At 50.9% G+C, this 12706-nt stretch carries 10 protein-coding genes; 4 read left to right on the top strand and 6 right to left on the bottom strand.

Features of this window, described 5'->3' with window-relative positions; all coding sequences use genetic code 11:
- Both QZF50_RS10715 and QZF50_RS10710 read right to left on the bottom strand, forming a co-directional pair.
- Positions 1-611, bottom strand: a 611-nt coding sequence (locus QZF50_RS10715) for a histidine-type phosphatase (protein WP_290388871.1), incomplete at its 3' end; no start/stop codon positions are given.
- A gap of 292 nt (positions 612-903) precedes the next feature.
- On the bottom strand, positions 904-2160 hold the full coding sequence (locus QZF50_RS10710; protein WP_000097605.1) for a YccE family protein: 1257 nt from the start codon (positions 2158-2160) through the stop codon (positions 904-906).
- Between the two features lie 259 nt (positions 2161-2419).
- On the opposite strand from QZF50_RS10710, the gene cbpA reads away from it, so the two are divergent.
- Together cbpA and cbpM are read left to right on the top strand one after the other, a co-directional pair.
- A complete protein-coding gene (cbpA, locus tag QZF50_RS10705; protein WP_000420617.1) occupies positions 2420-3340 on the top strand; it encodes a curved DNA-binding protein in 921 nt (306 codons plus the stop codon).
- Positions 3340-3645 (top strand): chaperone modulator CbpM, encoded by a 306-nt coding sequence (gene cbpM / locus QZF50_RS10700; RefSeq protein ID WP_237897912.1) that lies wholly within the window; start codon positions 3340-3342, stop codon positions 3643-3645. Before cbpA ends, cbpM begins: the two co-directional genes overlap by 1 nt.
- Positions 3646-3737: 92 nt before the next feature.
- Here the strand turns inward: cbpM and torD are convergent, their stop codons facing one another.
- From torD to torC, 3 genes are read right to left on the bottom strand one after another with little or no spacing between them, the layout of a single operon-like run.
- Entirely contained in the window at positions 3738-4337 is a 600-nt protein-coding gene (gene torD, locus QZF50_RS10695; protein ID WP_001471332.1) for a molecular chaperone TorD, read from the bottom strand.
- Positions 4334-6874 carry a trimethylamine-N-oxide reductase TorA gene (gene torA, locus QZF50_RS10690; RefSeq protein ID WP_038998076.1) on the bottom strand — a complete coding sequence of 847 codons (2541 nt, stop codon included), beginning with the start codon at positions 6872-6874 and terminating at the stop codon, positions 4334-4336. The genes torD and torA overlap by 4 nt, the downstream gene beginning before the upstream one ends.
- Positions 6874-8046, bottom strand: coding sequence for a pentaheme c-type cytochrome TorC (gene torC, locus QZF50_RS10685; RefSeq protein ID WP_001471330.1), 1173 nt, complete (start codon positions 8044-8046; stop codon positions 6874-6876). The genes torA and torC overlap by 1 nt, the downstream gene beginning before the upstream one ends.
- 129 nt (positions 8047-8175) lie before the next feature.
- On the opposite strand from torC, the gene torR reads away from it, so the two are divergent.
- The gene (gene torR, locus QZF50_RS10680) at positions 8176-8868 is read left to right on the top strand and encodes a two-component system response regulator TorR (protein WP_001120112.1); all 693 of its coding nucleotides are present in this window, start codon (positions 8176-8178) and stop codon (positions 8866-8868) included.
- Here the strand turns inward: torR and torT are convergent.
- Positions 8841-9869 carry a TMAO reductase system periplasmic protein TorT gene (gene torT / locus QZF50_RS10675; RefSeq protein ID WP_001264956.1) on the bottom strand — a complete coding sequence of 343 codons (1029 nt, stop codon included), beginning with the start codon at positions 9867-9869 and terminating at the stop codon, positions 8841-8843. The two genes, torR and torT, sit on opposite strands and share 28 nt — an antisense overlap.
- A gap of 82 nt (positions 9870-9951) precedes the next feature.
- Here torT and torS point away from each other — a divergent pair, with 82 nt between their 5' ends.
- Positions 9952-12696 carry a TMAO reductase system sensor histidine kinase/response regulator TorS gene (gene torS, locus QZF50_RS10670; RefSeq protein WP_071685843.1) on the top strand — a complete coding sequence of 915 codons (2745 nt, stop codon included), beginning with the start codon at positions 9952-9954 and terminating at the stop codon, positions 12694-12696.
- Positions 12697-12706: the final 10 nt, after the last annotated feature.

The following is a 12706-nucleotide window of genomic DNA, read 5'->3' as shown; positions in this document are numbered from 1 at the left end:
AGCGAACACTGTTGTTTCTCTTTACAGGCAGGGGAATCTTTATAGTTAACGATTTTTTCCAGTAGTTGGTAGCTGTCGGTAAGCTGGAGTTTGCTGAGCTCTTTCTCCATTGCCGCCACCGCCTGTTCACTGAATGCGGCGGAATCATCGGTGATCACCGGGTTAAAGGTTGGGTCCATAGTGCCCATTTTTTCCTGGTGATGCACAGGAATATCACACCCCGGGAATGCGCCGGTAATAAAGAACTGTGCGGTCGCAACGGTACGTTGCAGACTATTGGCATAGGCATAAACGGTGTCCGGCGGCGGGCATTCCCCCGATTTCACCATCCCCTGCTGTGCCAGCCATTCACGCATGTAATGGCCCATATACACTTCGAGCACGCCACCTTTGGTGGTGAGTTGCCCACCGGGGACGTCCCATTCGGGCCATTTATTCGGCGTAGACTGCTCCAGCACACTGCCATTGTTCGCCAGCGGCGCACGTAAGTTATGGCGGCTCATCATGAGCACTTGCTGTAGCTGATAGCCTTCCGGTACGGTTTGTGCCTGAGCGTTTGAAGCGAGTAAAACTATCCCTGCCACAGCTGCGGCGATTAGCGTTTTGTTCATTCCTGGCACCTCTTTTGTTATCAATCACTAAAGAGTGTGACAGAAATATGACTTTTTTCCGGGAACAGGTTCGCAAAATGGCTTGTTGAACGCCTGTTTTTCTATATACATCTTCAAAAACAGGCAAGGTTTGACGCAAACTATGCCTGATTAGCCCCTGCCTCGCGTACGCCGCTGATAATTTCACCTGTGGCTAAACAGAATATCTGCGGCGTTACCAATACAGAGACAATATTTACCAATAAAAAAGTGTGAGACTAATAACAATGGTTTTTAGCATATGCCTTTGCCATTAAATTGCATAACGATTTAAATAGTCGAGTTGCGCATTCATTTCCTTATTTTTTAACTTATAAGCCTGAGCAAAAAGTTCAGGAGGGAGGTAAACATCATAATGATTGCCAGCGTTTATTAAATAACCATACTCAAGGTCGTCATCTGTTGAAAAGGATTCATTCCCCAAGGAGATTGATGCCATATTACTATTAACAATAAATAATGAGCAAATGCTATCTGAAAGAACAGCAAGAAAATTCTTCACCGCTTTAATCCTATCCGACGTGTCGGTATCTAAAGCAAGCAAGTTCTTGTTATCATTAAATATAAACTCGGGTAAATGCAGGATACATTTTTCGTTATTCAAGCAACTATCAATGAATTGTTTTTTAAAAAACAGAAAGCTCCATGACATAAGACTACTCTGCCCCTGAATTTTGTTGTCAGATTGTAGATTAACGCCAAATAACGTCTTTACATCTTCCCTGAGATTATAGAATGCCGTATCAACAAGAGCCTCGATCGTTTGTTTATCAACAATTTTAATAAACTCTTCGTATACTTGCTTTTGCGTCTTATGGCTGCCCAGCGCCCATGAATACTCATGTTCTTTTAAAACCAGTATGGCCCTTAACAGACAATAGCCATCGCCATCTACTGGAGCGTATTTTAATCCATAAGTTTTATTAATTTCACTCTGAATAAAAGATATACCAGACAAATCAATACCAGTATCTAAATCAGATATTCCCGGCGTATTTATCCATTCTGGCTGGATACTCATATTTTCATCATCTAAACAATACTCAGAAAAAACATCATCACACGCATTAATGTTTTCAATATATTCCATAAAGCCATACCAATAATAACCTTTAAAATCTGTGATAGACTCTGAACCTCTGCCCGGCAAGGACACTCTAACAATATCAATATCTCGAACATATTGTATAGTATATGTAATACCTTCTGAAACCCCTGAATAAGTTTCTGTATCATTAGTACGCAATGTTCTCAAAAATAATGATAAATCATTATCATTCTGCATTTCCTCAAATTCTTTTTCTAGTGAATCGCATTCCAGGCATGGAATGTAGTCTTCAGCTTTTTGACGTCTGATTTCTTTATACAACCGCATAAAACACACCAGTGTGTTTTCAAAAAGCGTGATTGAATATTTTTGATTTTTTTCGTGCTCATTTTTTATATTGTTCCAGGCTTGTTTCAAATAATTATTTGCAGTGCAACTAATTCCATGTATATTACTACTCATATATAGCGCCTATAAAATTTAATAAATAATGACGCCCCAGTTAAACTTAAAGTGCCTGGTTCCACTATCAAAAATCGCTCACCCTTTTTCACCTGTTTAAAATATGTTCAGCACCCCACCTTGAGGCGACCTCCTCTCCGCGATGATTTCAATAACATATTCTGTGTTGGCATATGAAATTTTGAGGATTACCCTACACTTATAGGAGTTACCTTACAGGGGTTCCTTCAATTTGTGTTGATTTACGCGAGATAACGCTATGGAATTAAAGGATTATTACGCCATCATGGGCGTGAAACCGACGGACGATCTCAAGACAATCAAGACCGCCTATCGTCGACTGGCCCGCAAATACCATCCTGATGTCAGCAAAGAACCGGATGCCGAAGCCCGCTTCAAAGAGGTCGCTGAAGCCTGGGAAGTGTTAAGTGATGAACAACGTCGCGCTGAGTATGATCAGATGTGGCAACATCGCAACGATCCGCAATTTAACCGTCAGTTCCATCATGGCGACGGTCAGAGTTTTAATGCCGAAGATTTTGACGATATCTTCTCGTCAATTTTCGGTCAGCATGCCCGCCAGAGCCGTCAACGCCCCGCCGCACGCGGCCACGATATTGAAATCGAAGTGGCGGTATTCCTCGAAGAAACGCTTACTGAGCATAAGCGTACCATCAGCTATAACCTGCCGGTTTATAACGCCTTTGGCATGATCGAACAGGAAATCCCGAAAACGCTGAATGTGAAGATCCCGGCGGGCGTCGGCAATGGTCAACGCATCCGTCTGAAAGGCCAGGGGACGCCGGGCGAAAACGGTGGTCCAAATGGCGATTTGTGGCTGGTGATTCATATTGCGCCACATCCGCTGTTCGATATTGTCGGCCAGGATCTGGAAATTGTGGTGCCGGTTAGCCCGTGGGAAGCGGCGCTGGGTGCTAAAGTCACCGTTCCAACACTGAAAGAAAGCATTTTGCTGACTATCCCGCCAGGCAGCCAGGCCGGGCAACGATTGCGCGTTAAAGGCAAAGGTCTGGTGAGCAAAAAACAGACCGGCGATCTGTATGCGGTACTGAAAATCGTGATGCCGCCGAAACCGGATGAAAACACTGCCGCGCTGTGGCAGCAACTGGCAGACGCCCAGTCGTCTTTTGATCCACGTAAAGATTGGGGGAAAGCATAATGGCTAATGTTACGGTGACTTTTACTATTACCGAATTTTGCCTGCATACCGGCATCTCTGAAGAGGAGTTGAATGAAATTGTCGGTTTGGGGGTGGTTGAACCGCGTGAGATCCAGGAAACAACCTGGGTATTTGACGACCATGCCACCATCGTGGTGCAACGCGCAGTACGCCTGCGTCATGAACTGGCTCTGGACTGGCCTGGGATCGCGGTGGCGCTGACGTTAATGGATGATATTGCGCACCTGAAGCAGGAAAACCGCCTGCTGCGCCAGCGACTTTCCCGGTTTGTAGCTCATCCGTGATGTGTGTTTGCCGGATGTGATGACGCATCCGGCAACTGCCCCATAATGCCTGATGCGACGCTAAACGCGTCTTTTCAGGCGCACAAACGACGTTATCTGTTTTGGTGGTCGCTCTCCACTAACACCAGCAATAACTGGCTTAGTGTCGCGTAAAAACCAAAGCTGTCATACTGGCGACAACGCGCAGCAAACTCCGGTAACCAGCGCCACAGCGCCGTCAGTGTTTTTTGCCGCAAACTTTCGATTCTTCGCGCAGGAACGGTCCCCTCTCCCAGCGAAAAATGCAGATGACTCAACAACTCGAGATAGATCGCCAGATGATCTGCCGGTTCGTTGAAATTGCCGCTGGTTTCCATCCCTGCCTCAACTAACAAGCGTTTAATCTCTTGCTCGTCCTGTTTGTAGGCCGATGCATACGGCAGCGCCGCTTGTTTGTCGGTCATCAGAAACAGGCCGCAAAAGTCAGCGGCCAGTTCCAGACGGGCATCGTCACGTACTGTCAGCGTGGCAATACGGTTTTCCAGCTCGTTCACCGCCGCAGTGAGCGGCGGTTCGCTTTTCAGCAACGAAAACCATTCAGCCATCTGCGCACTGGCGATTTGCGTCAGTTGTTCATCGTCCAGTTCACGGGAGAACAACTGCGCCAGCCAGGCGTAAACACAGGCAATCTGTTGTGCTGTCAGCGTGGTCATGATTTCACCTGCGACGCGGGAACATATTCGCACTGCGCCACCATCTCCACGGGGCCGTTAAACGCCGTCACCTGCTCCACTGTTCCGTTGTACTTCTCAATTTCCACCAGCGTAGTGTGCGCACTGGTCGCCTGCGCCAGCTGCGAAGTACCGATGTCGATGGTCAACACGTTGGGGTTACCGTATTTGCACAGCGCACCAGGCTCGCCGCCTTTATCTGGATCGTACCATGCCCCTTCGTGAATTCGTGCCACGCCGGGTGCATAGCGGTCAGAAACCACTGCCCCTGCCAACACCTGACCGCGAGCGTTAAAGACGCGTACCACATCACCGTTACGAATACCGCGCGCGCTGGCATCCTGCGGGTTAATGAACACTGGCTCTTTACCCGCTACCGTATATTGCTGACGCAGAGTTTCCGACTCACATAACTGCGAGTGAAGTCGGAAATCAGGATGCACAGATTGCAGATGCAACGGATACTTCTGCGAGCCAGGCCCACCGTGGGAGCGTTCGATTTTCTCAAACCACATCGGATGTCCCTGACAATCGTCGTAGTTCATATCGGCGATAGTTTTCGAGTAGATCTCAATCAGGCCACTCGGCGTGCCCAGCGGTTCGAGATCCGGATCTTCGCGGAATGCCTGGTGGCGAACAAACATCTGCGGATGGTCAAACTCGACGTACTCTTTGTTATTCCAGAAGTCATCAAACGCTGGCAGATGAACGCCGCGTCCTTTGCCTTGTTGTACACCTTCCTGCCAGATGCGTTTCAGCCAGCCCATTTCGTCCAGCCCTTCGGTAAAGGCTTCTTCGCGATTAAAGCGACGGCACAGCTCGCGGAAAATATCAAAGTCGTTGCGCGCCTCGAACTGCGGCGGCACCACCTGTTTCATGGCGATAATGCCACGGTTGGAGTGGTTGCCGTACTGGTCGAGATCGTTACGCTCAAACTGCGTGGTCGCAGGCAGTACGATATCGGCAAAGCGGCAGGTTGAGGTCCACTGGTTATCTATGGCGATAACCGTTTCCAGCTTGCGCCAGCCTTCAATAATGCGGTTGATCTGCTGATGGCGATGGAACGGGTTAGTTCCGGCAAAAATACACATTTTCAGCGGCGGCAGTTTTACCGATTTACCGTTCCAGTTGATCACTTTCCCCGGTTCGAGGATCGCATCGATAAAACGGGCAATCGGAATAGTGCTGCTGTAGCCTTTGTAGTCACTGTTGTCGTGAACAGGCGGAATCGACGTAGAGCCGGAGAAACCACTCAGAATAACGCCTTTACGCCCCGGCGTGCCTGCGCCGTTATAGTGCCAGCCAAAACCGAAGCCACCACCTGGCAGGCCAATTTGCCCCAGCATCGCCGCCAGAACCACAATCATCCACGCCCACTGTTCACCGTGCTGCATACGCTGTACGCACCAGCCAGCAATAATCTGCGTTCTGTTCGCCGCCATCTGGCGCGCCAGCCCACGAATGGTTTCAGCATCAATGCCGGTCAGTTTTTCAGCCCATGCGGCATCTTTCGGCTGACCGTCTTTCTCACCCAGCAGGTACGGCAGGAACTGCTCAAAACCTACACAGTAGTTAGCGAGGAAGTTTTTGTCGTACAGGTTTTCACTGTACAGCGTATACGCCAGCGCCAGTTGCAGCGGCACGTCAGTTTGCGGGTTAACCGCAATGTGCTTCACATGCTCGCGCCCCAGATACTCATGGGTGGATGTGACAACCGGATCGATGCTGATGACCTCAATTTCACCGGCGGCGACTTTCGCTTTTAGTTGCTCGTAATATTCATAAACATCGTGATCCGGGCACCACCAGTTCGCTTGCTGGTTTTTCAGCAAATCGGAGCCCCACAGCATAATGGTTTTGCTGTTCTGCAATACCAGCGGCCAGGAGGTTTGCTGTTCATACACTTCCATCGAACCGACTACGCGCGGCAGGATCACCTGCGCAGCACCGGTAGAGTAATCTCCGCCCGTACCAACGCTATTACCATGCAAGGCAATAGCTTTCGCCAGCATCCCCGAAGCGTTATGGAACATCCCCGTCGATTGCCAACCACTGGCGGTCAGCAAGGCACTCGGCCCGTGAGTTTTCTGCACGCGTTCCAGTTCTTCATAGAACATGTCGAGGGCTTCATCCCAGCTCACGCGCACAAAACGGTTATCACCGCGCTGGGAGGTATCGCTGAGATGGCGCTTACGCAGCCAGTCCACGCGTACCATCGGATAACGAATACGCGCCGCGTTGTGTACGTGATCCGGCAATCCGGCAATCATTTTCGACGGATATTTATCCAGTTCGAACGGTTTTGCCGCCACAAAGCGACCATCCTTCACCGTCGCGCGGATAGCCCCCCAGTGCGACCCGGTAAGAATGCCCTCTTTCGAGATGACAGCCGCCGCTTGCGCCGCAGTCGCACTGCGCGGCGTTAACAATGACGGCCCCAGCATCCCGGCGACGGTTAAGCCGCCGAGTTGTGCCAGAAAACGCCGACGTGATGCCTGAAAGAGATCGTTATTGTTCATTATTTTTCTTCCTTCTTATCGCCGTGAGCCTTACCTGCGATGTCAGACGCATTCATTTGCAGATATTTCAACAAGGTGCGTTCTTCACGTTTATCGAGACTGGTAAAGCCAATCATGCCGTTGAGCGTGCCGATCCAACCGTTAGCGTCAAAGTGGGCGATTTCCGGTGCGCCGTGGCACTGGTTACAGGTGCCGTTGTACAGCGAATCCGCATAAGCCCAGATCGGTTTGATATCGTTCACCATGTCGCCTTTCTTCATCCACGCGGTGGCCTGCAACTTGCTCCACTCGGTATTGGTGTCGGCAACGGTGGTTTTCTCCAGCGTTTTCACCTGCTGCTGCACATCACCACGAATCGAGGCAACAAAGATGCGTTTACCTGGGAACTGGGTGAGTACACGCTGACGTCCGGCGCTTTCCGTCCAGCCGATAATTTCAATTTGCAGCCAGTCGCCGTCACGTTTAAGGACTTTCACTTCCGAAGCAGGCAGCAGAGAACCAGAGGCTTCTTTATCGCCTTTCGCCGCATAAATTGGCTTAATATCAATAGAGTACAGCGTGTCACCACTGTCATTAGCACTGGCGCGCAGCTCATCGAACTGCTTACGGAAGCCGCTACTCATATCCGGTAACTGGTGGGCAATACCTTTATGACAGTCGATGCAGGATTGATTATCTTTCGCTGCCACCTTCATCTGACGTGCCGCTTCAGGATGCTGCTTCGCATGATCCATAGCGTCGTAGTTATGGCAGGAGCGGCAGGTTGCCGAGTTGTTTTCTTTCATTCGCGCCCATTCACGCTCGGCAAGTTCCGCGCGTTTGGCTTCGAATTTTTCAGGTGTATCAATGGAGTGAGCAATAAAGGTCTGGTAAATGTCGTTGCTCGCTTCCAGTTTGCGCTTCACCATGCCTGGAATATCCGGCGGGATATGACAGTCATGGCATTCAGCTCGCACGCCGGAGGCGTTCTGGAAATGCACCGACTGTTTATATTCTTCATACACCGGTTGCATACTGTGACAACTGACACAAAATTCGGTTGTGCTGGTGACTTTGATCCCAACGTGTGGCAATACAATCAGCGCAATGCCAATCACAATCCCAATAGCGACCAGCGCCAGTACCGACCAACGAGCACTGGGTCGGCGTAGCGCGTTCCAGAGTTTCCGCATAATAGCCCCTGTAAAATTATGGTTTAGTGAAGCGATCTTAATGAGCAAATATGAACAGCGGCACTGGTCAGGATGAACGGCTTACGGCAGAATATGAACAGATATGAACAGAATGAGTAAAACCCTCTGATGCCACATCACATTGTTATTGTTGAAGATGAGCCGGTTACCCAGGCGCGATTACAATCTTACTTCACTCAGGAGGGGTATACCGTTTCCGTTACAGCGAGCGGTGCCGGGCTGCGGGAAATTATGCAGAATCAGCCGGTAGATTTAATTCTGCTGGATATCAACTTACCCGATGAAAATGGCCTGATGTTAACCCGCGCCCTGCGAGAACGCTCAACGGTGGGGATTATTCTGGTTACCGGACGCAGCGATCGGATTGACCGTATTGTTGGGCTGGAAATGGGCGCAGACGATTACGTCACCAAACCGCTGGAACTGCGCGAACTGGTAGTACGGGTGAAAAATCTGCTCTGGCGAATCGACCTCGCGCGACAAGCTCAACCGCACACTCAGGACAACTGCTATCGCTTTGCCGGTTATTGCCTGAATGTGTCGCGCCATACGCTGGAGCGGGATGGCGAGCCGATTAAACTGACCCGCGCAGAGTATGAAATGTTGGTGGCATTTGTGACGAATCCGGGCGAAATTCTCAGCCGTGAACGTCTGCTACGTATGCTTTCTGCGCGTCGGGTGGAAAACCCTGACCTGCGCACCGTCGATGTGTTAATTCGTCGTTTACGTCATAAACTCAGCGCGGATTTACTGGTGACGCAACATGGCGAAGGTTATTTCTTAGCCGCTGATGTGTGCTGATAAAAATAGACCGGACGAAATCCCCCTGGTGACAGCGAGCGGCGGATATGTTCTCGGTCGGCATTTTTCGGCGTCAGAACTAAAATCGGTGGGCTGACATTATCAGACACCGATTGCCCCTGTAATTGCCTGATGGCCTGCTCAACTGCCAGTTCCCCCTGCCAGACCATTTGATCGCTGGCAGCCATAATCACTCTTCCCCGCTTCAGCCCGCGATACACCTGATGTGAAAGATAAAACGACACCACGGTAAGCGGCGTTTTCAGGTTACGCCCTTCACCCATTGCCGCCTCTGCCGCAATGGCCGTTCCGGCAACGACGTCGATTTCTGGGTGGCGTTCCAGCATCTCCTGCAACAGGTTACGCTGGATTTCAATATCGTTATCACCAAGCGCAATATCAACAATACGCACCGGGCTTCCGGCAATGGCTGCGCGAAAACCCTCGACCATCTCCTTACTGCCCCCGGCGTTATCGGGTCCGGGCATCAGCAGCACGTTCAGTGGTTTACCGTGCGCCCATTGCACCAAATATCGCCCAGGTTGATAGCCCATCTGAAACCAGGGCACACCAACGCGGCTTTTCACCTGGGGATCATCAAGAGCATTTACCAGTTCGATCACCGGCAGATTTGCTACCTGCTTTTGCAGGTCGGGAAATGACGTCGTGCTACTACCGAGCAAAATGGCCTCTGCGCCCCACTGTTTACACTGGTCGATTTGTGCTTGCTGGGTAGCCAACTGGCTGTAGCCGCCTGCCTCCAGCACTTTTAAATCCACACCATAGCGGCGAGCTGCCTCCTGCATACCATAGTTCAACGATAACCAGTATGAATCTTTCAGGCTGGGATAAAGCGCGCACAGTTTCCATGCGCGTTTGGCTTTAAGCGGCGTAGAGGCTTGCACCGTGTAATGCTGCGCATCATGCCAGCGCAACAGGTTATCAGCCGAAAATGCCGATAACATGAAAAGGGAAAGAAGTAAAAATAGCAGTACGCGCATGATAGCCTCATCAATAATAAGGCTTTATGCTAGATGCATTCTGCTTTGCGACTCAACCTTTTTCACCTAAAGTGCACCGACCGTGAATTTAACCCTGACCCGAAGACTCTGGATGGGCTTTGCCCTGATGGCGCTGTTAACCCTGACCAGTACCCTGGTGGGATGGTACAACCTGCGCTTTATCAGCCAGGTGGAAAAAGACAACACTCAGGCATTGATTCCTACCATGAATATGGCGCGCCAGTTGAGCGAAGCCAGCGCCTGGGAACTTTTCGCCGCGCAGAACCTGACCAGTGCCGATAACGAAAAGATGTGGCAGGCGCAGGGGCGAATGCTCACCGCACAAAGCCTGAAGATTAATGCGTTGCTGCAAGCGTTACGGGAACAAGGTTTTGATACCACCGCTATTGAACAACAGGAGCAGGAGATCTCCCGTTCATTACGTCAGCAAGGGGAACTGGTGGGGCGGCGTCTGCAACTACGCCAGCAACAACGGCAACTCAGTCAGCAGATAGTCGCTGCCGCCGATGAGATCGCACGCCTGGCGCAAGGTCAGGCGAATAATGCGACAACTTCCGCTGGAGCGACCCAGGCCGGGATTTACGATTTGATCGAACAAGATCAGCGTCAGGCTGCTGAAAGTGCACTCGATCGGCTGATTGATATCGATCTTGAGTATGTTAACCAGATGAATGAACTGCGCCTTAGCGCTCTGCGGGTGCAGCAAATGGTGATGAATCTGGGGCTGGAGCAGATCCAGAAAAATGCACCAACGCTGGAAAAGCAGCTCAATAATGCGGTGAAAATTCTGCAACGTCGGCAAATACGCATTGAAGATCCGGGTGTTCGTGCGCAGGTCGCAACAACGTTAACTACCGTTAGCCAATATAGCGATTTGCTGGCGCTGTATCAGCAGGACAGTGAAATCAGCAATCACCTACAAACTCTCGCACAAAATAACATCGCCCAGTTCGCGCAGTTTAGTAGCGAAGTCAGTCAGCTGGTCGACACCATTGAGCTGCGTAATCAGCACGGACTGGCGCATCTGGAAAAAGCCAGTGCACGCGGGCAATACAGCCTGTTATTGCTGGGGATGGTTTCACTTTGCGCACTGATTCTGATCCTTTGGCGCGTGGTTTATCGCTCAGTCACGCGTCCACTTGCCGAACAAACGCAGGCGCTGCAACGGCTGCTGGACGGTGATATTGACTCCCCTTTCCCGGAAACCGCTGGCGTACGGGAGCTGGATACCATCGGGCGGCTGATGGATGCGTTTCGCAGCAATGTTCATGCACTGAATCGCCACCGCGAACAGCTGGCGGCGCAGGTCAAAGCGCGTACAGCTGAATTGCAGGAACTGGTGATAGAACACCGACAGGCACGGGCGGAAGCAGAAAAAGCCAGCCAGGCAAAATCGGCGTTTCTGGCGGCGATGAGCCATGAGATCCGCACACCGCTGTACGGTATTCTCGGCACTGCTCAACTGCTGGCAGATAACCCCGCACTTAACGCCCAGCGTGATGATTTGCGGGCAATTACTGACTCTGGTGAATCGTTGCTGACCATCCTCAACGATATTCTCGATTATTCCGCTATCGAAGCAGGTGGCAAGAATGTTTCGGTCAGCGATGAGCCCTTTGAACCGCGCCCGCTGCTGGAAAGTACCCTGCAATTAATGAGCGGACGGGTGAAAGGTCGCCCGATTCGCCTGGCAACGGCAATTGCCGATGATATGCCGTGCGCGTTAATGGGCGATCCACGACGTATTCGTCAGGTTATAACCAACCTGTTGAGCAACGCCCTGCGTTTTACTGACGAAGGGTACATTATCCTGCGTAGTCGCACTGATGGCGAGCAATGGCTGGTCGAAGTGGAAGACAGCGGCTGCGGTATTGATCCCGCGAAACTGGCAGAAATCTTCCAGCCATTTGTGCAGGTAAGCGGCAAACGCGGCGGCACCGGGCTGGGGCTGACTATCAGTAGCCGTCTGGCCCAGGCGATGGGCGGCGAACTGAGCGCCACCAGCACGCCGGAGGTTGGAAGCTGTTTTTGTTTACGCTTGCCGTTACGTGTTGCCACGGCACCCGTGCCAAAAACAGTCAATCAGGCGGTGCGTCTTGACGGTTTACGTTTGCTGTTAATTGAAGATAACCCGCTAACCCAGCGAATTACCGTTGAGATGCTGAACACCAGTGGTGCGCAGGTTGTTGCTGTTGGCAATGCCGCGCAGGCTTTAGAGACACTGCAAAATAGCGAACCGTTTGCTGCCGCACTGGTGGATTTTGATCTGCCGGATGTCGACGGCATTACGCTTGCCCGACAACTGGCACAGCAATATCCGTCGCTGGTTTTGATTGGCTTTAGCGCCCATGTCATTGACGAAACGCTGCGCCAGCGTACCAGTTCATTATTCCGCGGGATTATCCCTAAACCGGTGCCGCGTGAAGTGCTCGGTCAGTTACTGGCGCACTATCTCCAACTGCAAGTCAATAACGATCAATCGCTGGATGTATCGCAACTCAATGAAGATGCTCAGTTAATGGGGACGGAGAAGATCCACGAATGGCTGGTATTATTTACACAACATGCCCTGCCGCTTCTCGATGAAATCGACATTGCCCGCGCCAGTCAGGATAGCGAGAAAATAAAGCGTGCCGCGCATCAGCTAAAAAGCAGTTGCTCGAGTTTGGGAATGCGTATCGCCAGCCAGCTATGCGCACAACTGGAGCAGCAGCCATTATCTGCCCCCCTTCCACACGAAGAAATTACACGCAGTGTTGCCGATCTGGAAGCATGGTTGAATAAGAAAGACCTGAACGCGATTTGAATCAATATCA

It is taken from the genome of uncultured Escherichia sp. (assembly GCF_948475835.1).
In the GTDB taxonomy this organism is placed as follows: domain Bacteria; phylum Pseudomonadota; class Gammaproteobacteria; order Enterobacterales; family Enterobacteriaceae; genus ECMA0423.
This window is presented reverse-complemented; position numbering and strand designations above follow the sequence as displayed.

What these genes read in the sequence shown, in the direction of transcription:
- QZF50_RS10710 (WP_000097605.1), bottom strand. Translation starts at nt 2,160, where the DNA reads ATGAGTAGTAATATACATGGAATTAGTTGCACTGCAAATAATTATTTG.
- cbpA (WP_000420617.1), top strand. Translation starts at nt 2,420, where the DNA reads ATGGAATTAAAGGATTATTACGCCATCATGGGCGTGAAACCGACGGAC.
- cbpM (WP_237897912.1), top strand. Translation starts at nt 3,340, where the DNA reads ATGGCTAATGTTACGGTGACTTTTACTATTACCGAATTTTGCCTGCAT.
- torD (WP_001471332.1), bottom strand. Translation starts at nt 4,337, where the DNA reads ATGACCACGCTGACAGCACAACAGATTGCCTGTGTTTACGCCTGGCTG.
- torA (WP_038998076.1), bottom strand. Translation starts at nt 6,874, where the DNA reads ATGAACAATAACGATCTCTTTCAGGCATCACGTCGGCGTTTTCTGGCA.
- torC (WP_001471330.1), bottom strand. Translation starts at nt 8,046, where the DNA reads ATGCGGAAACTCTGGAACGCGCTACGCCGACCCAGTGCTCGTTGGTCG.
- torR (WP_001120112.1), top strand. Translation starts at nt 8,176, where the DNA reads ATGCCACATCACATTGTTATTGTTGAAGATGAGCCGGTTACCCAGGCG.
- torT (WP_001264956.1), bottom strand. Translation starts at nt 9,869, where the DNA reads ATGCGCGTACTGCTATTTTTACTTCTTTCCCTTTTCATGTTATCGGCA.